At 60.4% G+C, this 25,632-nt stretch carries 25 protein-coding genes and 1 riboswitch; of the genes, 6 read left to right on the top strand and 19 right to left on the bottom strand.

Annotated features, from left to right (window positions below; translation table 11 throughout):
• Window positions 1-45 precede the first annotated feature (45 nt).
• On the top strand, window positions 46-3,516 hold the full coding sequence (locus ACIOWE_RS21600; RefSeq protein ID WP_401395587.1) for a NahK/ErcS family hybrid sensor histidine kinase/response regulator: 3,471 nt from the start codon (window positions 46-48) through the stop codon (window positions 3,514-3,516).
• Between the two features lie 156 nt (window positions 3,517-3,672).
• On the opposite strand, the gene rmuC is transcribed toward ACIOWE_RS21600, so the two are convergent.
• Entirely contained in the window at window positions 3,673-5,037 is a 1,365-nt protein-coding gene (rmuC, locus tag ACIOWE_RS21595) for a DNA recombination protein RmuC (RefSeq protein WP_401395612.1), read from the bottom strand.
• Between the two features lie 175 nt (window positions 5,038-5,212).
• A complete protein-coding gene (locus tag ACIOWE_RS21590; RefSeq protein ID WP_103306941.1) occupies window positions 5,213-5,536 on the bottom strand; it encodes a hypothetical protein in 324 nt (107 codons plus the stop codon).
• Window positions 5,537-6,499: 963 nt separating this feature from the next.
• Between ACIOWE_RS21590 and ACIOWE_RS21585 the strand changes: the two genes are divergently transcribed.
• The 3 genes from ACIOWE_RS21585 (at window position 6,500) to ACIOWE_RS21575 (ending at window position 8,900) form a co-directional block, all read left to right on the top strand.
• Entirely contained in the window at window positions 6,500-6,724 is a 225-nt protein-coding gene (locus ACIOWE_RS21585) for a hypothetical protein (RefSeq protein WP_108589715.1), read from the top strand.
• 275 nt (window positions 6,725-6,999) lie between these two features.
• Entirely contained in the window at window positions 7,000-7,482 is a 483-nt protein-coding gene (locus tag ACIOWE_RS21580; protein WP_401395583.1) for a hypothetical protein, read from the top strand.
• 146 nt (window positions 7,483-7,628) lie between these two features.
• Window positions 7,629-8,900, top strand: a complete 1,272-nt coding sequence (locus tag ACIOWE_RS21575) for an OmpP1/FadL family transporter (protein ID WP_401395580.1) — start codon at window positions 7,629-7,631, stop codon at window positions 8,898-8,900.
• Window positions 8,901-9,019: 119 nt separating this feature from the next.
• Here the strand turns inward: ACIOWE_RS21575 and ACIOWE_RS21570 are convergent, their stop codons facing one another.
• From ACIOWE_RS21570 to cobO, 14 genes are all read right to left on the bottom strand, one after another.
• A complete protein-coding gene (locus ACIOWE_RS21570; RefSeq protein WP_401395577.1) occupies window positions 9,020-9,580 on the bottom strand; it encodes a glutathione peroxidase in 561 nt (186 codons plus the stop codon).
• A gap of 54 nt (window positions 9,581-9,634) precedes the next feature.
• Window positions 9,635-9,757, bottom strand: coding sequence for a hypothetical protein (locus ACIOWE_RS21565; protein ID WP_256583597.1), 123 nt, complete (start codon window positions 9,755-9,757; stop codon window positions 9,635-9,637).
• Window positions 9,754-10,962: an MFS transporter gene (locus tag ACIOWE_RS21560; RefSeq protein WP_401395574.1), complete on the bottom strand. Its 1,209-nt coding sequence runs from the start codon at window positions 10,960-10,962 to the stop codon at window positions 9,754-9,756. The genes ACIOWE_RS21565 and ACIOWE_RS21560 overlap by 4 nt, the downstream gene beginning before the upstream one ends.
• A gap of 52 nt (window positions 10,963-11,014) precedes the next feature.
• A complete protein-coding gene (locus ACIOWE_RS21555; RefSeq protein WP_401395571.1) occupies window positions 11,015-11,419 on the bottom strand; it encodes a MarR family winged helix-turn-helix transcriptional regulator in 405 nt (134 codons plus the stop codon).
• A gap of 176 nt (window positions 11,420-11,595) precedes the next feature.
• Window positions 11,596-12,327 (bottom strand): adenosylcobinamide-GDP ribazoletransferase, encoded by a 732-nt coding sequence (locus tag ACIOWE_RS21550; RefSeq protein WP_401395568.1) that lies wholly within the window; start codon window positions 12,325-12,327, stop codon window positions 11,596-11,598.
• Between the two features lies 1 nt (window position 12,328).
• Window positions 12,329-12,904: an alpha-ribazole phosphatase family protein gene (gene cobC, locus ACIOWE_RS21545; RefSeq protein WP_401395565.1), complete on the bottom strand. Its 576-nt coding sequence runs from the start codon at window positions 12,902-12,904 to the stop codon at window positions 12,329-12,331.
• Window positions 12,901-13,956, bottom strand: coding sequence for a nicotinate-nucleotide--dimethylbenzimidazole phosphoribosyltransferase (gene cobT / locus ACIOWE_RS21540; RefSeq protein ID WP_401395562.1), 1,056 nt, complete (start codon window positions 13,954-13,956; stop codon window positions 12,901-12,903). Before cobT ends, cobC begins: the two co-directional genes overlap by 4 nt.
• A complete protein-coding gene (gene cobU, locus ACIOWE_RS21535) occupies window positions 13,953-14,474 on the bottom strand; it encodes a bifunctional adenosylcobinamide kinase/adenosylcobinamide-phosphate guanylyltransferase (protein WP_401395559.1) in 522 nt (173 codons plus the stop codon). Before cobU ends, cobT begins: the two co-directional genes overlap by 4 nt.
• Before the next feature lie 149 nt (window positions 14,475-14,623).
• Entirely contained in the window at window positions 14,624-16,075 is a 1,452-nt protein-coding gene (locus ACIOWE_RS21530) for a cobyric acid synthase (RefSeq protein WP_401395556.1), read from the bottom strand.
• A complete protein-coding gene (gene cobD / locus ACIOWE_RS21525) occupies window positions 16,072-17,064 on the bottom strand; it encodes a threonine-phosphate decarboxylase CobD (protein ID WP_401395553.1) in 993 nt (330 codons plus the stop codon). The genes ACIOWE_RS21530 and cobD overlap by 4 nt, the downstream gene beginning before the upstream one ends.
• Entirely contained in the window at window positions 17,057-17,965 is a 909-nt protein-coding gene (gene cbiB, locus ACIOWE_RS21520; protein ID WP_401395550.1) for an adenosylcobinamide-phosphate synthase CbiB, read from the bottom strand. The genes cobD and cbiB overlap by 8 nt, the downstream gene beginning before the upstream one ends.
• Window positions 17,962-18,612 carry a 5,6-dimethylbenzimidazole synthase gene (gene bluB / locus ACIOWE_RS21515; RefSeq protein WP_401395547.1) on the bottom strand — a complete coding sequence of 217 codons (651 nt, stop codon included), beginning with the start codon at window positions 18,610-18,612 and terminating at the stop codon, window positions 17,962-17,964. The genes cbiB and bluB overlap by 4 nt, the downstream gene beginning before the upstream one ends.
• Window positions 18,609-20,009, bottom strand: a complete 1,401-nt coding sequence (locus ACIOWE_RS21510; protein ID WP_401395544.1) for a cobyrinate a,c-diamide synthase — start codon at window positions 20,007-20,009, stop codon at window positions 18,609-18,611. The genes bluB and ACIOWE_RS21510 overlap by 4 nt, the downstream gene beginning before the upstream one ends.
• Window positions 20,006-20,617, bottom strand: a complete 612-nt coding sequence (gene cobO / locus ACIOWE_RS21505; protein ID WP_003223053.1) for a cob(I)yrinic acid a,c-diamide adenosyltransferase — start codon at window positions 20,615-20,617, stop codon at window positions 20,006-20,008. The genes ACIOWE_RS21510 and cobO overlap by 4 nt, the downstream gene beginning before the upstream one ends.
• Window positions 20,618-20,697: 80 nt before the next feature.
• A riboswitch (cobalamin riboswitch) is annotated at window positions 20,698-20,929 on the bottom strand.
• A gap of 162 nt (window positions 20,930-21,091) precedes the next feature.
• Between cobO and ACIOWE_RS21500 the strand changes: the two genes are divergently transcribed.
• Both ACIOWE_RS21500 and ACIOWE_RS21495 read left to right on the top strand, forming a co-directional pair.
• Window positions 21,092-21,676: a hypothetical protein gene (locus tag ACIOWE_RS21500; protein WP_401395541.1), complete on the top strand. Its 585-nt coding sequence runs from the start codon at window positions 21,092-21,094 to the stop codon at window positions 21,674-21,676.
• A 66-nt stretch (window positions 21,677-21,742) separates the two neighbouring features.
• Complete coding sequence (locus ACIOWE_RS21495) at window positions 21,743-23,056, top strand: PQQ-dependent sugar dehydrogenase (protein ID WP_401395538.1); 1,314 nt, start codon at window positions 21,743-21,745, stop codon at window positions 23,054-23,056.
• A gap of 133 nt (window positions 23,057-23,189) precedes the next feature.
• Here the strand turns inward: ACIOWE_RS21495 and ACIOWE_RS21490 are convergent, their stop codons facing one another.
• From ACIOWE_RS21490 to hda, 3 genes are all read right to left on the bottom strand, one after another.
• Complete coding sequence (locus ACIOWE_RS21490) at window positions 23,190-23,726, bottom strand: C40 family peptidase (protein WP_103306924.1); 537 nt, start codon at window positions 23,724-23,726, stop codon at window positions 23,190-23,192.
• 220 nt (window positions 23,727-23,946) lie between these two features.
• Window positions 23,947-24,564 (bottom strand): C40 family peptidase, encoded by a 618-nt coding sequence (locus tag ACIOWE_RS21485; RefSeq protein ID WP_201239329.1) that lies wholly within the window; start codon window positions 24,562-24,564, stop codon window positions 23,947-23,949.
• Window positions 24,565-24,790: 226 nt separating this feature from the next.
• Window positions 24,791-25,495: a DnaA regulatory inactivator Hda gene (hda, locus tag ACIOWE_RS21480; protein ID WP_003223042.1), complete on the bottom strand. Its 705-nt coding sequence runs from the start codon at window positions 25,493-25,495 to the stop codon at window positions 24,791-24,793.
• Between the last annotated feature and the right edge of the window lie 137 nt (window positions 25,496-25,632).

Genomic DNA, 25,632 nt, shown 5'->3' with positions numbered 1-25,632 from the left:
CCGCCCGGGCAGGAGTGCCGGGGAGTCTTCTGTCGGGAGTGTTGCATGTCATTGTCCACCGGGCTGATCGCCGCCGTCGCCCTGGCCTATATGGCCATCATGTTCGCCATCGCCTTCTACGGCGACCGTCGCAGCACGCCGCTGCCACCACGGATGCGTGCCTGGGTGTACAGCTTGTCGCTGGCGGTTTATTGCACCAGTTGGACGTTTTTTGGTGCGGTCGGTCAGGCCGCCGAACAGCTCTGGTCATTCCTGCCGATTTACCTAGGCCCGATCCTGCTGTTGGTCTGTGCGCCGTGGGTCCTGCAAAAAATGGTGATGATCAGCAAACAGGAGAACATCACCTCCATTGCTGACTTTATCGCCGCACGCTACGGTAAATCACAATCGCTGGCGGTGGTGGTGGCGTTGATCTGCCTGGTCGGCGTCCTGCCCTACATCGCTCTGCAACTCAAAGGCATCGTCCTTGGCGTGAACCTGCTGATCGGCGCCGGAGCCGACGCGATGGGCACCCGCGCCCAAGACACCGCGCTGATCGTGTCATTGGTGCTGGCGCTGTTCACCATCGTCTTCGGCACGCGCAACCTCGACGCCACCGAACACCACCGCGGCATGGTGCTGGCGATTGCCTTTGAATCGCTGGTCAAGCTGTTCGCCTTTCTCGCCGTCGGCGCCTTCGTCACTTTTGGCCTGTATGACGGTTTCGACGACCTGTTCAATCAGGCGATGCTCGCCCCGCGCCTTGAGGAATACTGGAAAGAAACCATCAACTGGCCATCGATGGTGGTGCAGACCGGCGTGGCCATGATGGCGATCATCTGCCTGCCACGGCAGTTCCACGTCACCGTGGTGGAGAACATCGATCCGCAGGATCTGCGTCTGGCCAAATGGGTGTTCCCGGCGTATCTCGCCTTGGCCGCGTTGTTTGTAGTACCGATCGCCCTCGCTGGTCAGATGATGCTCCCCAAAGACGTGTTGCCGGACTCGTTCGTGATCAGTCTGCCCCTGGCCCAGGCGCACCCGGCGCTGGCAGTGCTGGCGTTTATCGGCGGCGCTTCAGCCGCAACCGGCATGGTCATCGTCGCCAGCGTGGCGCTGTCGACCATGGTTTCCAACGACATGCTCTTGCCGTGGTTACTACGGCGCAACAACGCCGAGCGCCCGTTCGAAGTGTTCCGGCAGTGGATGCTGTCGGTACGCCGCGTGAGTATCGTGCTGATTCTGCTGCTGGCTTACGTCAGCTATCGCTTGCTGGGCTCCACGGCAAGTCTCGCAACCATTGGCCAGATCGCCTTCGCCGCGGTGACGCAACTGGCACCGGCGATGCTCGGCGCGCTGTACTGGAAACAGGCCAACCGACGGGGCGTGTTTGCCGGCCTCGCCGCCGGCACATTCCTGTGGTTTTACACGCTGATCCTGCCGATTGCCGCGCGCAGTCTCGGCTGGTCGCTGGACACCTTTCCCGGCCTGGCGTGGCTGCACAGCAACCCGCTGAACCTGCCGATCACGCCATTGACCCAAGGTGTGGTGCTGTCGCTGGCGGGCAACTTCACCTTGTTCGCCTGGGTCTCGGTGTTGTCCCGCACCCGGGTGTCGGAGCATTGGCAGGCCGGGCGTTTCATTGGTCAGGAAATCAGTGCCCGCCCGAGTGCGCGTTCAATGCTGGCGGTACAGATAGACGATCTGTTGCAACTGGCGGCGCGGTTTGTCGGTGAAGAACGCGCCCGCCAGAGCTTCATTCGATTCGCTTACCGCCAAGGCAAAGGCTTCAACCCCAACCAGAACGCCGACGGTGAATGGATTGCCCATACCGAGCGTTTGCTGGCCGGTGTGCTGGGCGCCTCTTCGACGCGAGCCGTGGTAAAAGCCGCCATTGAAGGTCGGGAAATGCAGTTGGAGGATGTCGTGCGCATCGCCGACGAAGCTTCCGAGGTGTTGCAGTTCAACCGCGCGCTGCTGCAAGGCGCCATCGAGAACATCACCCAAGGCATCAGCGTGGTCGACCAGTCGCTGAAACTGGTGGCGTGGAACCGGCGTTATCTGGAGCTGTTCAACTACCCGGACGGACTGATCAGCGTCGGCCGGCCGATTGCCGACATTATTCGCTACAACGCCGAGCGCGGCTTGTGCGGTCCGGGCGAGGCGGAAGTCCACGTCGCCCGCCGTTTGCACTGGATGCGTCAGGGCCGCGCGCACACGTCTGAACGTCTGTTCCCCAACGGCCGGGTCATCGAGCTGATCGGCAACCCGATGCCCGGCGGCGGCTTTGTCATGAGCTTCACCGACATTACTGCGTTCCGCGAAGCCGAGCAGGCCTTGACCGAAGCCAACGAAGGGCTGGAGCAACGGGTCAGCGAACGGACTCAGGAGCTGTCACAACTCAACGTCGCGCTGACCGAAGCCAAAGGCACCGCCGAGGCCGCCAACCAGTCGAAAACCCGTTTCCTCGCCGCCGTCAGCCATGACTTGATGCAGCCCTTGAACGCCGCTCGCCTGTTCTCCGCCGCCCTCTCCCATCAGGATGACGGCTTGAGCAGTGAGGCGCAGAAACTGGTGCAGCACCTTGACAGTTCATTGCGTTCGGCCGAAGACCTGATCAGCGATCTACTGGATATTTCCCGCCTGGAAAACGGCAAGATCAATCCGGATCGCAAGCCATTTGCGGTCGATGAGCTGTTCGACACGCTCGGCGCCGAGTTCAAGGCGCAGGCTCAGGAACAGGGTCTGACCTTTCGCGTACGCGGCAGCCATTTGCGCATCGACAGCGACATCAAACTGCTGCGACGGATCCTGCAGAACTTCCTCACCAATGCTTTCCGCTACGCCAAAGGCCCGGTACTGCTGGGCGTGCGGCGTCGCGCCGGCGAGTTGTGCCTTGAGGTGTGGGATCGCGGGCCGGGCATTCCGGAAGACAAGCAGCAGGTGATTTTCGAGGAATTCAAACGCCTCGACAGCCATCAGACCCGCGCCGAAAAAGGCCTCGGACTCGGGCTGGCGATCGCCGACGGCTTGTGCCGCGTGCTCGGTCATACGCTGCGTGTGCGCTCGTGGCCGGGACGCGGCAGTGTGTTCAGCGTCAGTGTGCCGTTGGCACGCTCGCAGACCGTGCCGGCCAGCGCTGCCGTCGAGATCAACGGCAAGATGCTGAGCGGCGCGCAGGTGCTGTGCGTCGATAACGAGGACAGCATTCTGATTGGCATGAACAGCCTGTTGAGCCGCTGGGGCTGTCAGGTCTGGACGGCACGCAATCGTGAGGAATGTGCAGCGTTGCTCAGTGACGGCGTGCGGCCGCAACTGGCGCTGGTCGACTATCACCTCGATCACGGGGATACCGGGACCGAGTTGATGGCGTGGTTACGCACGAATCTGGGTGAACCAGTGCCAGGCGTGGTGATCAGTGCCGACGGGCGGCCGGAGATGGTCGCGCAGGTGCACGCAGCGGGGCTGGATTATCTGGCCAAACCGGTGAAACCGGCGGCGCTGCGAGCGCTGTTGAGTCGCTATTTGCCCTTATAAAACCTGGACAGCACAAGACCTGTGGCGAGGGAGCTTGCTCCCGCTCGGCTGCGCAGCAGGCGCCAATCCATTCAAAGCAGTGTTTCCGGAATCTCAGGTTTTCAGGGGTGCTTCGCCCCCCAGCGGGAGCAAGCTCCCTCGCCACAAAAATCGGGTTTACTCAGGTAACTCGACCAAGCCGTCGACATCCGTCATCGCCCGCTCAAGCAGATCCGCCGGCAAGCTTTTGCTCGCCCGCGCACCGAGCAGCTTGAGCTGCTCACTGCGGCTGACCAGATTGCCGCGTCCTTCTGTCAGCTTGTTGCGCGCCGAGCTGTAGGCTTTGTCCAGTTGTTGCAGGCGATTGCCGACCTCGTCCAGATCCTGAATGAACAACACGAACTTGTCGTACAGCCACCCGGCCCTTTCGGCGATTTCCCGGGCGTTCTGGCTCTGGCGTTCCTGCTTCCACAGGCTGTCGATGACCCGCAGCGTCGCCAGCAACGTGGTCGGGCTGACGATCACGATGTTGCGATCAAACGCGTCCTGAAACAGCGTCGGCTCAGCCTGCAGTGCCGCCGAAAAAGCCGCTTCGATGGGCACGAACAGCAGAACGAAATCGAGGCTGTGCAAGCCTTCCAGACGTTTATAGTCCTTGCCGGACAAGCCCTTGACGTGATTACGCAGGGACAGCACGTGCTGCTTGATCGCAATCTGCCCGAGGGTATCGTCTTCGGCGGCGACGTACTGTTGATACGCAGTCAGACTGACCTTGGAGTCGACCACGACCTGCTTGTCGCCTGGCAGGTAAATGATCACGTCCGGCTGGAAGCGTTCGCCGTCCGGGCCTTTGAGATTGACCTGCGTCTGGTACTCGCGGCCCTTCTCCAGGCCGGCGTGTTCCAGCACTCGCTCGAGGATCAACTCACCCCAGTTACCTTGGGTTTTTTGGCCTTTCAAGGCGCGGGTCAGGTTGGTGGCTTCATCACTCAAGCGCAGATTGAGCGCCTGCAAACGCTCCAGCTCCTTGGCCAGCGAGAAGCGCTCGCGAGCCTCGGCTTGATAGCTTTCCTCAACACGCTTCTCGAAAGACTGAATGCGTTCTTTCAACGGATCGAGCAACTGTCCGAGACGTTGTTGGCTGGTCTCGGCGAATCGCTGTTCACGCTCGTCGAAGATCTTGCCTGCCAGTTCGGCGAACTGCGCGCGCAGTTCATCGCGTGAACCTTGCAGGTCGTTAAGGCGCTGTTGATGGCTTTCCTGTTGCTCGCGCAATTCGGCATTCAGCGAAGCCGCCTGAGCGTCGAGGCGACGCAGTTCGGCTTCTTTGCCGGCGCGCTCGATGTTCCAGGCGTGGGAAGCGTCACGGGCGTCATCGCGCTCGATCTGCAACAACTCGACTTCGCGACGCAAGGCTGCCAGTTCAGCTTGTTTGGCCGCGTTGGCCTGGCCGAGGTCGGCGACTTCGTCGCGACTGCTATCCAGTTGCGCGTTGAGCCCGTCCTGCGCCAGTTGCGCCATCGCCAGTCGCTCTTCGAGCAGGGCCACTTCGGCTTGTCCGCTGCTCGCCCGGCGTTGCAGTTGCCAGGCCAGTGCCAGCAGCGGCAGCCCTGCCCCTGCGAGCCCCAGCAATAAGCTGGTCAAGTCCATAGCCATAGCGATTCCTGCCGATCCGATAAAGCCTGAAGGTTAACCAAGGTGTCAGAACTTGGACAGCTCAGTCTTCGATGAGACCAAGTTCCTGTTGTGCACGAAGGTCGCCGGCGCGTGCGGCCTGACGCAACAGATCGTGACCGATGCGGCGATCGCGGGCATTCCCGCATTCGCGGCACATCAACTGGCCGAGACGGCTTTGCGCGGCAACCACGCCTTCGCGCGCTGGTTGCTTGAGCAAGCGCCCCGCAAGGTGCTTGGCATTGTGACTGTCGCTCAGGCGCGGGCTGTCGAGCAGCCATTCGGCCACACGTACGGAAAATCGCTTTGGCGAGGTAACACGAGGAGGTTCTGAGGTAACAGAGTCTGATACTGAGCGAAACTTCATAAAGCACTGTGGGACAGATCGGAAGGCGCGCCACTCTACTCTCTTTTTCTTACAGGTAAAGTCGAAAAACAACCCGGCACGCCCGTCCTAGAGCAAGCGCTCGGGACAATCCACAGAAGCTGTGGATAACTCAGTGGACAACCGTCCTTCAACCCTCGCAAAGCCTTGTGGAATGGGGCTCGCAGTCAAACTGACGATTTTTTCACCAACAAAAAAAAGCGATGTTTTTCATTGACTTAAACTTTCGTTGCAGGCAGCCACCGGAGTCAGGATTGATGTGACAGTGTCGTTACGGCCCGCGCAACTAATGTGCACAAGTACCTGTTACCCGATTATATCGATGCGCTTTTTCGGGTCGTTTTGGCTGTCTGCCTGGGGATAAACGGCTCTAAATCACGGTTTGATGAAAAAACATTCACCGACCGATGGTCGGGATATGAGCCAATTCGGGGCAATCCGCTGGAATGCAGAGCAGACCTGGCCATGCTTTTCAATAATTTCTCAACAAAGGTTTGCTTTAGAAAATCTGATCCGTTAGTATCCGCGGCGTTAGTACCAAGCTGAAAGTCAATTCCGGTCGAACACATCCCCCACGGTCAGTTTCCTAACCGAAACATTTGCCGAAAAAAGCGGGAACGACCCCTCGATGGTTTCCAGGTAAATCTTGCGACGACACTGCCTTTGAATGATGCAAAGGGTGTTGCGAAGACCACTTACTCTGACCGAACCAACCTGCAAATTGATCAGGATCTTCACCCCGGGCCCAGAACCTTTGCCCTTGATGTGATGCCTGTCCTCCTAAGTACCTACCTGCCAGCCCAAGCGCGCCAACTTATCAGCGCTTCAAACTGGCTGCTTTGTTCCAGTCGGGTTCTTTGTTCGACCAATGGTGGTCGACATTACTGGAACGTTTTAACGTTGCACGGTTCTTATCCGTGTCATTTGTAGGAACACCTAATAACTATGTCTACTCAAATCCAGACTCAGGATGCCATTCGCACCCTAACCAACGCTTTTGCACCAATGAACTGCCTGATCATGGCCGCTCGCAAAGGCTGCTTCAGCTTCACCGTGGTCAATGAACACGGGATCGCCCGCCACAGCGAGCGTCTGTACCCCGATCAGTACTCCAGCGCCGAACCGCTGCAGGCCGTAATTGATCGTACCCGTCAGGCACTGGTTGCCTGAAAGCCGAAAAGGCTGCAAAAAGCCCAAGCCCCGCTTAAAACGCGGGGCTTTTTATTGCCTGATGTTTCACTTTACGCCATCAGCGCTTAAGCACCTTCCGATATAAGGGTTATAACGGGTCGGCGGAAATATTTTAAAAACAGGCCTTTACGTCGCGAATATGACACTACACTTCAACTCAAGCGGCGTGATCCGCTTCCGGCGAGCCTGAGTCGATCCACCGCTGCCAAGGCCCCTTCAGGTATCGCCGCCCAATAACAAGATCCGAGGGCTTTATGGGTATCGCTGCCAGCGAACTGTGTCGCTATGTGATCCGTCCTACGCTGATTTATCTGGGACGCCACTGCGCAACTGCCGAATCCCTGCTGCTGGGCATTGCCGCCAGCCAGTCCGCCCTCGGGTCCGCCCTGCATGATCGCCGTGGCCACGGCCTCTACCGCATCGCCGAGCATCGCCACCAGGCGCTTTGGGATCACTACCTGGCGCTCGATCCGGAGCGGGCAAGCCTAGTGCGCGGCCTCGCCAGCCAGCATGCCTTTCTCAGCGGCCCGCATCTGGAATTGACCGTCAATCTGCGTTACGCCACGGCAATCGCCTGGCTTCTGGTGGAAGAGCAAAACCCCACCCTCCCCAACCCGAATGATCTGCTCGGTATGGCGCGTATCTGGCGTCAGACCTTTCAACCCCAGGGTCGTCTGCGTGACTTCACCTGCGCCTGGCAAACTTGTGTTTCACCGCTGAATCAGGTCGCTTGCTGACCGAGCAGTTTCACAAGATCGCACAACAGGTCGCTATTTTGGTCGGATTGTCCTACAAAACCGCTCTAACTCAAGGCATACGGACTATAGCGCTGGGACGAAAATGTTGGTAATTTTCGCCCCGGTGATCACCAGGAGTTCTAATAATGAAAAAAGTAATGCTCAAAACCACCCTTAGCCTCGCCGTTACCATGGCATCCACCCAGATCTTCGCAGCTGGCTTTGCCATCAACGAACACAGTATCAGCGGGATGGGAACTGGTTACGCTGGGCGATCTTCTTCTGCCGACGACGCAAGCACTGTTTATGGCAACCCTGCCGGCATGTCGCGCATCAAGCGTGAACAAGTCACCGGTGGTGTTGCGTTCCTCGATGCAAAAACCGATATCAGCGATGCCAGCTCCAGCCCGAACGGCGGCAGCAACAAAGGCGACATGGTGCCCTTCACCTCCGTACCTATGGGCTTCTATGTAAAACCGATCGATGATCACTGGGCATTCGGTCTGGGTGTCTACGTTCCGTTCGGTCTGATTACCGACTACGAAAACAACTTTGCCGGCCGTTACTTCGGCAGCAAGTCGGAAGTACAAGTCATCACCTTCCAGCCGACCGTCAGCTACGCCTTCAACGACAAGGTATCGATCGGTTTCGGTCCGACCATCAACCGTATCGACGGTACGCTGGAATCCAACCTGTCGATCACTCAGGCTGCGCCGGATGGCAAGGTCAAGATCAAGGGTGACGACACCGCGCTGGGTTACAACGTCGGCGTACTGGTCCAAGCCACCGACACCACTCGCCTGGGTCTGACTTACCACTCGAAAGTCGACTACAAGCTGGAAGGCAACACCAAGGTCAACTACGGTGTGCTCGGTGCAATCGGTCTGGGCGCCAACCAGAAGTACGATGCTTCGTTGAAGATCACCACGCCTGAATCGATCGACTTCTCGGTCACTCAAGCGATCAACGACCGCTGGAACGTTTACGCCGGTTCGACCTGGACCCGCTGGAGCCAGCTGGAGAAAATCACCGTCAAGAACTCCGGCGTGCAACCGCTGCTGGCCGGTCAGTTTGGTGAAATCACCGAAGACCAGAACTGGCACGACTCCTGGGCTTACGCCGTGGGTACTTCGTACCAGTTGAACAAGGAATGGGTACTGCGCACCGGTCTGACCTTCGACCAGTCGCCGACCAACAACGTCGACCGTTCGCCACGTATTCCTACCGGCGACCGGACCATCTTCAGCATCGGTGCTGGCTGGAGCCCGACCGAAGACCTGACCATCGACGTTGCCTACTCGTACCTGAAGGAAGAGTCGGTCAAGATCCGCAACGAAAACGATCGTGGCCAGACCTACGACGCCAAGTATGAAAACTCGGCAAACGGTTTCGGTGTCGGCGCGACCTACCGCTTCTGATGCTGCACGGCGAGGCTAACCCCTCGCCCACGAAAAAGCCCCGCTCTCTTTGCAGAAAGCGGGGCTTTTTTTGTGCCTCGCGTTTGCTCTCAGACACGACACAGTTCCACACAAAAGACTCAGTGCTTGAGGGGTTTCGAGGCGATGGCTTTCTCGATCGCCGCGAGAAATTCCGGATCATCGGGTTTGGTCAGGCTGGAGAAATTCGCAATTACCTTGCCCTGACGATCCACCACATATTTGTAGAAATTCCACTTCGGCGCACTGCTCTGCGCGGCCAGCACCTGAAACAGATGCGTAGCGTCATCACCGCGAACTTTCTGTGGTTCGGTCATGGTGAAGGTCACGCCGTAATTGGCGTAACAGACCTTGGCCGTCTCGGCGCTGTCCTTGGACTCCTGCTTGAAGTCGTTCGACGGCACGCCAAGCATTTCCAGTCCTTGCGCCTTGTAACGCTGATTGAGCGCCTCAAGGCCTTCGAACTGTGGCGCGAAACCACAGAAACTCGCGGTGTTGATCACCACAAGTGGCTTGTCGGCGTAGCGCTGGCACAGATCGATGGATTCCTTGGCGCGCAATTTCGGTAGCGAACCTTGCAACAGTTCCGGGCAATCCGCAGCCTGAGCCAGGCCGGTCAACGCCATCAGCAACGCGGGAACAGCACACCAGCGCATCAGCATGTCGAGCATCCTTGAGCAGTCGTCGGACTTCGACGTTACTCGCCGGACAGCCTTCTAGCAAATGCTCATGCCCAGTTGCATCAGGGCCAGCCCGCCCTGATGCCAGCCCCACCACACCAGCGCCAGCAGGGCAGCGCCGAGTGCGGTGATGGCAATTCGTGGCCAGAATCGGCTCATGCGGCGCTCGCAGCAGCTTGCAGGCGCGCCACCGGACGCTCGCGCACCGGCCAGTTCAATGCCGCCGCCAACAGACTGAGAAGAATCGCCACTTGCCAGATCAAGTCATAACTCCCGGTACGGTCATACACCACCCCGCCCAGCCAGCCGCCGAGGAAGGAGCCGAGCTGATGGAACAGGAACACGATGCCACCGAGCATGGACAGATTTCGCACACCAAACAAGGTCGCCACCGTGCCGTTGGTCAACGGCACCGTCGACAGCCACAGGAAGCCCATGGCCATGCCGAACAGGTAAGCGGATGTCGTCGTCACCGGTAACCACAGGAACAGCGCGATCACCACCGCACGCAACAGATACAGCGCGGTCAGCAAACGCGGCTTGGACATGCGCCCGCCGAGCCAGCCGGCGGTGTAGGTGCCGAAGATGTTGAACAAGCCGATCAGCGCCAGCACCGTGGTGCCGACCGTGGCCGGCAAGTGCTGATCGACCAGGTACGCCGGCAAATGCACGCCAATGAACACCACTTGAAAACCACAGACGAAAAAGCCGAACGCCAGCAACCAGAACCCCGAATGTGAGCAGGCTTCACGCAAGGCTTCAGACAGCGTCTGCTCATGACCGAGCAATGGCAGCGGCTTGTCCTTGAGCATGCTCACCAGCGGCACGATCATCGCCACCAACAGCCCCAGCACCAACAGCGCTGCGGACCAGCCGAGCCAGCCAATCAGCCCCAGCGTTCCCGGCAACATGGCGAACTGGCCGAAAGACCCGGCAGCGCTGGCAATGCCCATGCCCATGCTGCGCTTCTCCGGCGGAACGGCGCGGCCAACCACGCCGAGGATGACCGAGAAGGACGTGCCGGACAGGCCGATACCGATCAGCAAACCGGCGCTCAACGACAACGTCAGCGCTGAGTCGGACAGGCCCATGAACACCAGGCCCAAGGCGTAAAGCACACCACCGATCAGCACCACTTTGGCCGCGCCGAAACGATCGGCCAGTGCACCGGTGAACGGCTGGGCCAGACCCCAGATCAGGTTCTGCAAGGCGATGGCAAAGGCGAACACTTCACGCCCCCAGCCAAACTGTGCGCTCATTGGCGACAGAAACAGACCAAAGCCGTGCCGTACGCCCAATGACAACGCCAGGATCAGCGCACTTCCCAGCAACACCCAACCGCACGTACGCCACATCGATGTCATTGTTATTCTCCAGTCGCGGGTATATACCCGCTTGAATCCGAAAAAACTGGCATCAAGCCAGTTCATCCAGCAATTTGAGCAAGGTTTCACGCTTCTCGGCACCCAGGCGATCAATCAATCGCTGCTGCGCCGCCTCCCAGGCCGGCAAGGCCGCTGTCAGACGCTCGGCGCCGGTTTCGGTGAGCCGGACGATGCGGTTACGCATGTCTGCGCCTTCGGCCAGCGCCACCAGCCCTTCGCCTTCCAGCACGCGCAGATTGCGCCCCAGAGTGCTGCGATCCAGGCCCATGGCTTCGGCAAGTTCCGAGATGCTCGGTTGATCCAGACGCTGCAGATTGCACAGCAGAGAATACTGGGCAACGTTGATCCCGAAGCCGTCGAGAGCGCCGTCGTAATGCCTGCTGACGCCACGAGCGGCGCGACGCAGGTTAGTGCACAAACACTGAGAAGGAAGCATGATGCGTGTATATACCCGCGACTGTGTTAAATCAAGTTACAGATAAGTTTACCCATAACATTTGTGGTGCCTGACACATCGCTTTCGCGAGCAGGCTCACTCCTACAGGGGAATGCATTTCAAATTGTAGGAGTGAGCCTGCTCGCGATGAGGCCAGCAGATTCAACATAAATCTGTCAGACCAGAACCAACCCAACCAGCACCGCCATCTCCAGCAATTCCAGCAACGCCCCCGCCGTATCACCGGTCGTACCACCCAACCGCCGCACCATCACCCGCCGCAGCCAGACAAACACAACGACCGCCACCAGCAGCGCAATCATTGCCTTGAACCCGGCAATCACCACACAGGCCACGGCGCTAATCGCCAAAACCCACCAACCGGCCCTACGCGGCAGATGATCGGCCAACGCCTGCCCCAGACCGCCCGCCCGCACATACGGCGTAGTCAGAAACAACCCGAGCAACGCCGCCCGCCCCAGCAGCGGCACGATGATCAGTGCCAGCGTCTGCTGCTGTTCGATCAACGCCAGCACCGCCGCAAACTTCAGCAACAACACCAAGACCAGGGTCACCACCGCAATCGGCCCGCTGCGTGGATCCTTCATGATCGTCAGCGTGCGCTCGCGGTCACCGAATCCGCCAAGCCAGGCATCGGCGCTGTCGGCGAGTCCATCCAGATGCAACGCCCCGCCGAGCAACACCCAGATCGTCAACAACAACGCCGCGTGCAGCAACAGCGGCGCGCCGGACAACGCCAGATTCAGCGTCCAGAGAATCACCCCGAACAACAGCCCGACCAGCGGATAAAACAGCAGCGAACGTCCGAGCTGTTCAGGCTCCGGCATCCCCGGCAAACGAATCGGCAGACTGCTGAGAAATTGCAGGGCGATCCACAGTGGCAACATATCAGTGGCCTTCCTTGAGCGAGCCATCAGCTTCGACGGTCAGCGAGAACAATGCCCCATGACCGACTTCGACATTGAGCAGTTGCTCACGGGGCAACCCGCGCGCCCGCGCCAGCAACAAACGCATCACACCGCCGTGACTGATCAGCAGCACCCGCTGACCCGCGTACGCCGCGTGCAGCCGCGCGACCGCCGCCAATACTCGAGTGGAAAACTCGTCGACTGGCTCGCCTTGCGGCGGCGTAAACGAATACGGATCCGCCCAGAACAGCCCCAAGGCCTCGGCATCGGTTTCCATCAACGTCACCGCGCTCTGACCTTCCCACGCGCCGAAATGCAGCTCCTGCAGATCCTTGTCCAGTTGCACCGGCAGATTCAGTTGCTCACCGAGTTCTGCGGCAAAGCGTGCACAACGTTGCAACGGCGAACTGACCAGACGCTCCCACGGCCCGCCCGCGATGACCGCCGCACGCATCTGCGCCCAGCCCTTTTCAGTGAGTGCATCGTCAAGACTGCCGCGCAAGCCACCGCCCAGCTCAGTCTCGCCGTGGCGCAGCAGATCCAGACGCAAGGTCATGCCGGCCGATCCGCCACCGCTGCTTCGGCGAATGTCGCCATCTGCCCGTGCAGATCACAGGCCAGACGCAACAGCGGCACCGCCAACGCTGCTCCGCTGCCCTCGCCCAGACGCAGGCCGAGCTCCAGCAACGGCTCGGCGCTCAGGGCTTCCAGCACATGCCGGTGCCCCGGTTCCGCGCCGCGATGACCGAACAACAGCCACTCGCGGCTGGCGGGATTCAGGCGTACCGCCACCAGCGCGGCGACGGTGCAGATAAAACCGTCGACCAACACTGCGACACCTTCCTGCGCTGCGGCCAGATACGCGCCGACCAGCGCGGCGATTTCAAAGCCACCCAGATTGAACAGCGTCCGCAACGCATCACCCCGTTGCGCCGCGTGCAAGGCTAAAGCACGCTCGATCACTTGCGCTTTATGGCTGACGCCTTCGGCATTCAATCCAGTGCCCGGACCAGTCAGATGCACCACCGGGCAGTCGAGCAGCGCACACGCCAGCGCGCTCGCAGCGGTGGTGTTGCCAATGCCCATTTCGCCGCCGATGAACAACTGCGCGCCCGCCGCTTTCGCCCGCAGTACGCTGTCGCGACCGGCCTGCAACGCAAGTTCGCCTTGCGCCTGGGTCATCGCTGCGCCCTCAACGAAATTCGCCGTACCCGCACCGATGTTCAAATGACGTACGCCTGGCAGGTTCAGCGACGGCGTCACCGTGCCCAGATCCACCACTTCCAGTTGCGCATTGAGCTGGCGCGCCAGCACGCTGATCGCCGCCCCGCCACTGACGAAGTTGAGCAGCATCTGCCCGGTGACTTCCTGTGGAAACGCGGAAACACCTTCAGCGACCACGCCGTGATCACCGGAAAAAATCGCAATCCAGATCTGCTCAAGCGTCGGTTTGACCTGGCCTTGCAGACCGGCCAGTTGCACCGCTACAGATTCCAGTCGACCGAGCGAACCCGCCGGTTTGGTCAATTGCTGTTGCCGCGCCGCTGCTTGCTCAACGATATCGGCGTGCACCGGTTTGCACGGGTTCAGCCACCAGGTTTGGCTCATAACGCAGGTCCTTTCAGGGTCAGGGGCAGGCCGGCGACGGTCAGGACAACACGCTGACAACGCTCGGCCAGAGCTTGATGCAGCCAACCGGCTTCATCGACGTAGCGGCGAGTCAATTCGCCCAGCGGCACGACACCCATTCCGGTCTCGTTGCTGACAAAAATGATTTCCCCCGGCAGTGACGCCAGGCATTCGAGCAAGGCTTCGCGCTCGGCGGCTAGGCGCTCGGCATCGTCGAGCATCAGCAGATTGGTCAGCCACAGGGTCAGGCAATCGACCAGCAGGCAGCGCTCGGCGCTGGCGTTTTCGCGCAGCACGCGAGCCAGCGTCAGCGGCTCTTCGATGAGCGCCCATTCAGCGGGACGGCGGGCGCGGTGATGGGCGACGCGGTCGCTCATTTCACCGTCCAGCGGCTGGCTGGTGGCGATGTAGGTCACCGCCAAATTGCTTTCGCTGGCGAGTTTTTCCGCCAGGCGACTTTTGCCGGAGCGGGCGCCGCCGAGGATCAGTTGGAGCATCGGTTCATCCAGGAAAATGTGTCGTGAGGCAAGCGGCCTCATCGCTGGCAAGCCAGCTCCCACAGGGTTCAAAGGTGTTCACAAAATTTGCAACCTACATCAATACTTGTGGGAGCTGGCTTGCCAGCGATGGGGCCGGCACAGGCCATTCAAATTCCACAGAGCTGACGCAACAAACCGGTATCGAGATGCTTCTCCACCAGGTCCGCCAACCGCTCGATATCGCGCTCGCGCAAGCCGTGGTAATCCACCTCCTGCACGTCGCTCAACCCGGCCCAGCGCAACAACGCCGCACTGGCTGCCGGCGATTCGAACAAGCCATGCAGATACGTGCCAAACACCTGCCCATCAAGACTTTGCGCACCGTCGCAACGACCGTCATCGAGATGCACCGCCGCATGCTCCAACGCCGGCCCGCTGGTCACGCCAGCATGAATTTCATAGCCACTGACCTCGGCCTCTTCCAGCGCCAGACGCCCGCGCACATTGCGCAGTTGCTTCTCGGCTTCCAGCGTCGTTGCAAACGCCAGCAAACCCAGGCCGGCACTGGAACCGGGGGCGCCTTCCAGACCGAGCGGGTCATGCACCTGCTCGCCGAGCATTTGCAGACCGCCGCAAATCCCCAGCACTTTGCCGCCGTAACGCAGGTGACGGCTGATCGCGGTTTCCCAACCGTTGGCCCGCAGATACGCCAGATCACTGCGCACGCTTTTCGAACCGGGCAGGATGATCAAGTCCGCCGGAGGAATCGCCTGGCCCGGACCGACAAATTGCAGATCGACTTGCGGATGCAAACGCAGCGGATCGAAATCGGTATGGTTGCTGATCCGTGGCAACACCGGCACCACCACTTTCAATACCTGCTCAGCCTTGTCGGTCTGGCGCTGATCGATGCCGTCCTCGGCCTCAAGGTGCAGATCCATCACGTACGGCAACACGCCCACCACCGGTTTGCCGGTGCGTTGCTCAAGCCAGTCGAGGCCCGGTTGCAGCAAGGCGATGTCGCCGCGAAAACGATTGATGATGAAACCTTTGACGCGTGCCTGTTCGCTTGGCGACAGCAGCTCCAGCGTGCCGACCAGATGGGCGAAAACCCCGCCGCGATTAATGTCGGCGATCAGCAACACCGGGCAATCCACCGCTTCGGCAAAGCCCATGTTGGCGATGTCACCGGCACGCAGATTGATCTCTGCCGGCGAGCCCGCGCCCTCGACCATGACCAGCGGATACGCCGCGCTGAGTCGTTCGTGCGAGGCCAGCACCGCTTGCATCGCGATGGCTTTGTAATCGTGATACGCCACGGCGTTCATGCTGGTGACGGCACGGCCATGGATGATCACCTGCGCGCCGGTGTCGCTGTTGGGTTTGAGCAGCACCGGGTTCATGTCGGTGTGCGGTTCGAGATTCGCCGCTTGCGCCTGCACTGCTTGCGCGCGACCAATCTCACCGCCGTCGGCGGTCACCGCGCTGTTCAGCGCCATGTTCTGTGGTTTGAACGGCACCACCGCAACGCCCTGACGCGTTGCCCAGCGGCACAACGCCGTCACCAAGGTGCTTTTGCCGGCATCGGAGGTGGTGCCTTGCACCATCAGGGTGGTCATTGGTTTTCCTTGGCGAATGCTTGCAATGCTTGTTCGAGTCGCGCCTCTTCTGCCGCATCGGCCGGCAGGCCGAAACGCAAACTGCTGTTGTGAGTGAAGATGCGCAGGAGGATGCCGCGTCGGGCCATGAATTCGTGAAGCGCTTGCGCCTGCTCGGTGATCAGCCACTGAAACAGCGCGCAACCGCCGTGCGGTTTGAAGCCATAGCGTTCCAGCAACAGCGCCAGCCGCTCGCTCGCCTCATCGCTGCGAATTCGCTGACGTGTGTGGTTTTCAGTGTCTTGCAGACAGGCTTGACCGAGCACCCGCGTCGGCCCGCTGACCGCCCACGGCCCGACCTGTTCGGCGAGCAGTTTGAGTAACTTGCGCTCGGCCAGCACAAAGCCCAACCGCACCCCGGCCAGGCCAAAAAATTTGCCGAACGAGCGCAACACAATCAGACCGACCCGATGGGTATGCGCGGCAAGACTCAATTGCGGCGTGTTGTCCATGAACGCTTCATCGACCACCAGCCAGCCACCGCGTTGCGCGAGCCGTGCATGCCAATCGAGCAGACGTGCCGGGGTCAGGCTCAGGCCGGTCGGGTTGTTCGGGTTGACCACCACCAGCACGTCGAGACTGTCGAGAAAGAAATCGACTTCCTGCTCCAGCACTTCGCGCACGATGTAGCCGCTGCGCCGCCAGGCTTCGGCATGCTCGGCGTAACACGGCGACAACACGCCGACCTTGCCGGCGCGACGCAGACGCGGCAGCAACTGGATGGCCATCTGCGAACCGGCCACCGGCAACACCTGCGCCGCGCCGTAGTAATCACACGCGGCCTGCTCAAGACCATCATCGGTTTCCGGCAATCGCGCCCAGGCGCGCAGCGGGATCTCCGGGACTGGAAACGGCCACGGCGCCAGACCGCTGGACAGGTCGAGCCAGTCAGCCTCGGCAATGCCGTAATCGAGTGCGGCCTTGCGCAGCCGGCCACCGTGCTCAAGCATAGAATTCTGCCCCCACGCAGAGAATCAGCAGCCATAACCATACGCCGCGCTGGACCAATTGCCAGCCACGGTCGATGGAATCTGCATCGGCCGCCGGACCTTCGCCGAGTTGCGGACGCTCATGCAGTTCGCCGTGATAGATCGCCGGGCCACCCAACTCCACGCCGAGCGCACCGGCACCCGCCGCCATCACCGGACCGGCGTTGGGGCTGTCCCACTGCGGTCCCTGGGTACGCCAGCATTTCAAGGCAAGTCGGGTTTTGCCGAGCAGTGCGTAGGTCAACGCCACCAACCGTGCAGGAATGTAGTTGAGGACATCGTCGATTTTTGCCGCACACCAGCCGAATCGCTCGAAGCGTTCGTTGCGATAGCCCCACATCGCGTCGAGCGTATTGCTCAAGCGATAGAGCACCACGCCCGGCGCACCGGCCACGACAAACCAGAACAGCGCGGCGAATACTGCATCGCTGCCGTTCTCCAGCACCGATTCAGTGGCGGCGCGGGCGACGGCAGTGCTATCGAGTTCGCTGGTCTGGCGGCTGACCAGATAACCGACTCGCTTGCGCGCCTCTTCCAGATCATCGGCGCGCAATGCAGCGGCAACCGGAGCAACATGCTCACCAAGGCTGCGCATGCCGAGGGCGCAATACAGCGCGAGAATTTCGACAAGCCAACCCATGTAAGGCGCCCAGGAAAACGCGGTGGCAAGCAAGGTCAGCGGCAGGACCGCGATCACCCACGCGGTGACGCCATGGCTGCGCCAGCCACGCCCCCCGGCGTTGAAACGTTGCTCGATGCGCCCGGCAAAATTGCCGAACGCCACCAGCGGATGCCAGCGTTTCGGTTCACCCAGCAGCGCATCCAGCGCGACCGCGGCGACACTCAACAACGCCACACTCATTGATTCACTCCCCAATAGTTTTCGTACAGCAACTCATTGAGCGGACGCGCCTGCGCCCACCCTTCGAGTACCAGCATCGGCGCCGGATAGAATTCCTTCACCGGGCCAAGACAAAGGACTGCCAGCGGCTTGGCTCCGACCGGTAGCTTCAGCAGATCGGCGAGTGCCTGCGGCTCGAACAGCGAGACCCAGCCCATGCCCAGGCCTTCAGCGCGTGAGGCCAGCCAGAGGTTTTGAATCGCACAGGACAACGAGGCCATGTCCATTTCCGGCAGCGTGCGGCGACCGAAAATGTGCTTTTCGCGATCATCCATCAGCGCGGCAACCAGCACTTCGGCGCAATCGTTGATGCCTTCGACCTTGAGTTTCATGAACTCGTCGCTGCGCTCGCCCAAGGCTTCGGCAGTGCGCACGCGCTCTTCTTCCACCAGATGCTGGATCTGCTGGCGCAGGTTGCGATCGCTGATGCGGATGAAGCGCCAGGGCTGCATCAGGCCGACGCTCGGCGCCTGATGGGCGGCTTCGAGCAAACGGCGCAGCAGTTCGGGCTCGACGGTGCCGCCAGTGAAGTGGCGCATGTCGCGGCGTTCGGCGATGGCTCTATAAACCGCTGCGCGCTCGGTTTCGGTGAATGCGTTGTCGGTCATGGCCCCTTCGCGAGCAGGCTCGCTCCTACAGGAGATCGCATTTCTTCAGACTGCACACCGTCCACTGTAGGAGTGAGCCTGCTCGCGATGGCGGCCTCAAGGTCGGGCAGAAACAGTGCAGCAACAGCCGCAGGATTCGACGGGAAATAAAAGTGCACGTAAGAAGCCGTCATCCGCCCTTCCCGATAGACCGCCTCCGCCCCGCGCCCGCCATTCGGGCTCAGGCCACGGGCAATCGGCGTCAGTTCAGTGGTTGTCAGGGAATGGTGATACGTGTGGCCACGCAACGAACCTTCCGGCAGCTCCACCGCTTGCAGCGCCAACGCCGCGAGACGCTTTTGCATTACCGCATCGCCCGCCAGCAAACCGACCAGTTCAGCACGAGTGCCTTCAACGTCGGTCAGGGAATCGAGCAGGTAAAGCATGCCGCCACACTCGGCGAGTAACGGATTGCCAGCGGCGTGATGCGCTCGGATCGCGTCGAGCATCGCGGTGTTCTGCGACAGCGCAACGTGATGCAACTCCGGATAACCACCGGGCAGATACAAACTGTCCGCCTCGGGCAATTGTGTATCGCGGATTGGCGAGAAGAAGCTCAACTCAGCCCCCATCGCGCGCAACAGATCGAGGCTCGCGCCATAAGTGAAGGCAAACGCCTCATCACGGGCAACGGCAATTCGCACGCCGTTGAGCAACGGCTCGGCGGCGATTACGTCAGGCGCGGCGAACTCCACGGCCGGTGGCAGCGCTACCTCACAACTGCTGGCGAGGGCTGCGGCGGCCGCGTCGAGGCGCATGTCGAGGTCATTCAGTTCGCTGGCTTGCACGAGGCCGAGGTGGCGGCTCGGCAGCTCGATCCCGGTCTCGCGGGACAACGCGCCGTACCAGCGCAAACCTTCGGTGAGGCTGCCTTCGAGCAATTGCGCATGGCGCAAGGTGCCGACGCGATTGGCCAGGACGCCGGCAAACGGCAAGTCCGGCTGATAGCGTGCCAGACCCAATGCCAATGCACCGAACGTCTGAGCCATAGCCGTGCCGTCGATCACCCCGAGTACCGGCACGCCAAAATGCCGCGCCAGATCGGCGCTCGAGGGCGTGCCGTCAAACAATCCCATCACGCCTTCGATCAGAATCAGGTCGGCATCGGCTGCGGCTTCCCACAACAGGCGACGGCTTTCCTGCTCGCCGACCATCCACATGTCCAATTGATAGACCGGCGCACCGCTGGCGCGCTCAAGAATCATCGGGTCGAGAAAATCCGGTCCGCATTTGAACACGCGAACCTTGCGCCCCTGATTGCGATGCAAACGGGCCAACGCAGCGGTGACGGTGGTCTTGCCCTGACCGGAGGCCGGTGCGGCGATAAGGACCGCCGGGCAGTGACGTGGTTGATTCAAAGTTCGACGCCTTTCTGCGCTTTGATGCCGGCCTGGAAGGCGTGTTTGAGCATGCCCATTTCGGTGACCGTGTCGCCCATCTCGATCATTTCCGGTTTGGCCGCACGACCGGTGACGATTACGTGCTGCATCGGCGGACGCGCCTGCAAGTCGCTGAGCACCTGATCAAGATCGAGGTAGCCGTGCTTGAGGGCGATGTTCAGTTCATCGAGCACCACCAGACCGATCGAGGGATCGCGCAGCAGTTCGCGGGAGACGGCCCAAGCGGCTTCGGCGGCGGCGATGTCGCGCTGACGGTCCTGGGTTTCCCAGGTGAAACCTTCGCCCATCACATGGAAACGCACTTGCTCGGGGAAGCGACGGAAGAACAGTTCTTCACCGGTGCTGTTACGGCCCTTGATGAACTGCACCACGCCGCACTGCATGCCGTGGCCCATGGCGCGGGCGAGCATGCCGAACGCCGAGCTGCTTTTGCCTTTGCCATTGCCGGTCAGCACCAACACCAGGCCGCATTCGTCAGGCGAGTTGGCGATGCGTTCGTCGATGACGGCTTTTTTGCGTTGCATACGCGCCAGATGGCGTTCGTCACGCTCGGGGGAATCAGTCATGGGGGAGCTCTCCGTTGAGGCTGGATAACGGCGGGCAGGCACAAGAATAGACGGCAAAAAGCCTGGCATCGCCCACCGTGATGCCGCTGGATGGATCAGGCCGGTCTCCGGGCTCATGAGCGGCGCAAGGCCTGGCTGCGCGCCTTCCCGCTTCTTTCGAGGCAGTGGCTCAAGGCGCAGCTTTTACTCATTTACCGTTGCGGGGGCAGCGCCGGGATCGTAGTGGTTCTTCGCGCGAAGACAACCCTCACCGGCTTCCCTGTTTCACTCTGTCGACGCAGGTCACAGAGCACCTGAAACAAGCCGCGAAGGTTAGAGGGTTGGGGGTGGAGCGTCAATTAAAGAGGGGGCCGTCGAGCGAATAACTGCCGTCGATCAATTATCTGGCGCCAATCTTGTGCCATGCTGAAACAAGTGATATCAAAGAGCCATGCTTTTCTCGAAAAAGCCATCACAACAATAAGGATGATTACGATGCAAGGCATGATCATCAGCAATCCGCGCCTGGAATTCCTGCGCCCGGTGCTTGAACGCTGGTTTGACTGTATCGACCGCTACAACGCCGTGCGCGGCGACAGCGACACGCCTTACTGGCATGACGAGAAAGCCAATCTCGGCTTGCTCTCGGCAGCGGCATGGATGGCCGAGCTGGTGACGCTGGAACAGACGGCCACCCGCAAGCAAAACGAAGAAGGCGAGCGCAATGCCCGCGCCGACCTGTTCCTCGCAGGCAGCGATGACCGCGCTTACATCCAGGCCACGCAACGCTGGCCACGGGTCAACAACCTCAACCTGACCCAAGCATTGCAGGAGATCACCAGCGACGCCAGACGCATCAGCTTTGCCAGCGACCTCAAACTCGGCTGCCTGTTTGTCGCCCCGCAAAAAGCCCAGCACAGCGCCAGCCCCGAAGAGCTGCAAGACATGGTCGACGACCTGCAAAAAGAACACACCTGCGCCGTCGCCTGGTATTTCCCCTACGCCTACCGCAAGTTGCGCAACGAAGCCGGCAACTATCACCCGGGCATTGCCGTGCTGTTCAAAGAGGCCCGCAGTTGAGCAGTTGAACCATCGGGCTTGCGCGCTCCTCTATGATTAGGAATGCATTCATAGGGAAGATCAGTAATGCGCAAGTCCCAGCTCGCTTTTGTCATCGCCCTCGCCGGAGGGCTCGCCGCCTGTGGTGAATCCTCCAGCCTGCAAGTTTCCGACGGCACCGGCCCGTCACCGAAATTGCCTGAACCGAACAAGACCCTGATCCCGACAGTGAATATTGCCCCGGCGATCGGCTGGCCCGAGGGCGGCAAACCGACCGCAGCGGCAGGCACCCAGGTCGCTGCGTTCGCCGAAGGCCTTGATCATCCACGCTGGCTCTACGTGTTGCCCAATGGTGATGTGCTGGTGGCAGAAACCAATGCCCCGCCGAAACCTGACGACAGCAGCGGCATTCGTGGCTGGGTGATGAAGAAAGTCATGGGCAAGGCTGGCGCCGGCGTACCGAGCCCGAATCGCATCACTCTGCTGCGTGATGCCGATCATGACGGTGTCGCCGAGACGCGTACGGTGTTCCTGCAGAACCTCAATTCGCCGTTTGGCATGACCCTGGTCGGCAATGATCTGTATGTGGCGGATACCGATCGCCTGCTGCGCTTCCATTACGAACCCGGCGCGACCGAAATCAAGTCGCAACCGATCAAGGTGACGGACCTGCCCGGCGGCACGCTGAATCATCACTGGACCAAGAACGTTATCGCCAGCAAGGACGGCAACAAGCTATACGTCACAGTCGGCTCGAACAGCAACGTCGGCGAAAACGGCCTGGATAAAGAGGAAGGTCGCGCGGCGATCTGGGAAGTCGACCGGGCGACCGGCAATCACCGCATCTTCGCCTCGGGCATTCGCAATCCCAACGGCCTGGCCTGGGAACCCACCAGCGGCGCGCTGTGGACGGCGGTCAACGAGCGTGACGAGATCGGCAGCGACCTGGTGCCGGACTACATCACCTCGGTCAAGGACGGTGGATTTTATGGCTGGCCGTTCAGCTATTACGGGCAGCATGTTGATGTGCGGGTGAATCCGCAGAACCTCGACCTGGTCGCCAAAGCCATTGCCCCGGATTACGCGGTCGGCCCGCACACTGCTTCGCTGGGCCTGACCTTCGCCGAGGGCAACACGCTGCCGGCGCAGTTCAAGGAAGGCGCGTTCATTAGCCAGCACGGCTCCTGGAACCGCAAGCCGCACAGTGGTTATAAAGTGATTTTCGTGCCGTTTACCGGCGGCAAGCCGAACGGCGCACCGGTGGATGTGCTGACCGGTTTCCTCGACAAGGACGAGAATGCGCTGGGCCGCCCGGTGGGCGTGGTGATCGACCAGCAAGGTGGTTTGCTGGTGGCGGATGACGTGGGGAACAAGGTGTGGCGGGTGTCTGCCACGAAGTGATATTGAATTTGACCTGAAACAACTGTGGGAGCGAGCCTGCTCGCGAATGCGGTGTGTCAGCCTCCATCGAGTTGACTGATACACCGTTTTCGCGAGCAGGCTCGCTCCCACATTAAGATTGCTGCGATTTTTCTTACGGGTTATGCGCCAGATGCTCAGGCTGCAACACCCGTTTCGCACTCAGATAAGCCTTCTGCCAATACGCCTTCGACAAGCTGTCCAGCTTCACCGTGCCGCCAGTGGCCGGCGCATGCACGAAGCGCCCTTCTCCGACGTAAATCCCCGCATGACTGACCTGCGAGCCGCCATTGGTGGCGAAGAAAATCAGATCTCCCGTCTGCAAGCCTTCCTTACCGACATTCGGCGCCTGCATCACGATCAGCTCGCGAGTGGAACGCGGCAGAGAGATACCTGCGGCATCACGGTAGACAAAACCGATGAGTCCGCTGCAATCAAACCCTGAATCCGGCGTGTTGCCACCCCAGCGATAAGGCGTACCCACCAGGCCAAGCGCGCGGAACAGCACGTCTTCAGCAGCCGGCGAGAAAGATTGCGAGGGGCCGAACACGACCGGCGCGCGAACCACAGGCGCAGGCGGCGGTGTACGGCTGGCACAGGCGCTGAGCAGCGCTGCGAAGAAGATCAATGCGAGGCGGGCCGACATGGTCATAAGCAGAACATCCTGATCTGGCTGCGGCTTTCTCTGCCGGATGGACAGAAAACAAAACCGCCTGCGCAGCACGCAGGCGGTTTGCCATCAATATAGATTCAGGATTCTAGCGGCTACGCGGCAAACTTCAAGTAAGACTTTAACTTCACCTTGTAAAGTCTAGGTCTACTCCGTTGCCGGAAACCGTTTTGTCGCCACGGACGTGGCGACAACGGGGGAATTACTTGCGAGCGGTGACCACGGTCGGGGCCATGGCGAGTGCACGCTTGGCTTCGATGAAGGTCTTGCTCCAGTAGCTGTCACCCAGGCTGTCGATGCGAACACCGCCGCTGCGACGACTGCTGGAGTGGATGAACTGGTTGTCGCCCAGGTAGATCCCGGCGTGGCTGACACGACCGCGACGACCGTTGGTGGCGAAGAACAGCAGATCGCCCGGCTCGAGGTTGCTGCGCGATACCAGCGGCGCGTCAACGTTGATCATTTCGCGAGTGGAGCGTGGCAGGTTCATGCCGGCTTCTTCGCGGAACAGGTAACCGATAAAACCGCTGCAATCGAAACCGGCTTCAGAAGTACCACCGAAACGGTAACGGGTACCGATCAGGGACATGCCGCGTTCGAGGATACTGTCGGCCAGAACTGGAAGCTGGTAAGGCTTGTTGCCGTTGAAGTCCGACAGTTCTTTTTCGGTGTCCAGCTCTTCCTGGTAAATAACGGAAGACTGGGCAGTGGCAGAATTTTTAACCTGTTGAGGCTGCTCTTGAACTGGAGAATGAGCAGCGCAACCGTACAACAGGGTGACGAGTGCGAGAGGCACGAGGGGTGCGAAGCGCTTTAGCATGGGCACGACCGTGGCTGATAGTTGTAAAGAAGCCGAGACTATGCCCGCTATCGACCTCATTTGCAAATTCAATCGATCTTTTTGTGACTTCTCGGTTTCTCGTTTACATCTAAGCGCTTAAGCCCATTTGAATGAATACGCGGCCTGCACCCGGTGCAGGAAAGCGGATTTTCTGGCGCCTGAAATATGCCGAAACGCGCTGAAAGCCGCAGAACCAAAGGGATGGCTACCAGCCGAGGGTTTCTTTGAGGAAGGGAATGGTGAGCTTGCGTTGCGCCTGCAACGAGGCCTGATCGAGCTGCTCGAGCAGGTCAAACAGCGCACTCATGCTGCGGGTGCCGCGAGTCAAAATAAAATGCCCGACTTCGTCAGTCAGGTGCAGACCTCGACGTGATGCGCGCAATTGCAAGGCACGCAATTTGTCTTCATCGGAGAGTGGGCGCATCTGAAAGATCAGCGCCAGGGTCAGACGCGATTTCAAGTCCGCCAGTTTGACCGGCAGTTCACGCGGCGAGGTTGAAGCCGCGATCAGCAGGCGCCGACCGCTGTCACGCAGACGGTTGAACAGATGAAACATCGCCTCTTCCCAGTCCGCCTTGCCGGCAATCACCTGCAAGTCGTCCAGACAGACCAGTTCATACTGCTCAAGGTTGTCGAGAATTTCGATACCGCGATCCATCAACTCGGCCAACGGCAGATACACCGCCGGCTCGCCCATCTGCTCGAAGCGCAGGCACGCGGCCTGCAACAGATGCGTACGCCCTACGCCGTGTTTGCCCCACAGGTAGATCAGGCTTTCTGTCCAGCCGGCGTCGGCTTCGCATAGGCGCTCGACATAGCCGAGTGCAGCGGCATTGGCGCCTGGGTAGTAGTTGATGAAGGTGGCGTCGTCACGCAGACGCACACCTAGGGGCAGCTGAATCGGTTTCATGCTGACTGAACAGTTCCCAAGGAACCGTTAGTGGCCTCTGTGTAAAGTTTGCGAAGTTTATACCCGTGAAGCTGAGCGCACAATGCAACAGAGTCCAGCCAAATCAAAGGTTTGCGTTAACACACTGGTTTTATGAC

This window comes from Pseudomonas sp. NPDC087598 (genome assembly GCF_044743525.1).
GTDB lineage: Bacteria > Pseudomonadota > Gammaproteobacteria > Pseudomonadales > Pseudomonadaceae > Aquipseudomonas.
This window is presented reverse-complemented; position numbering and strand designations above follow the sequence as displayed.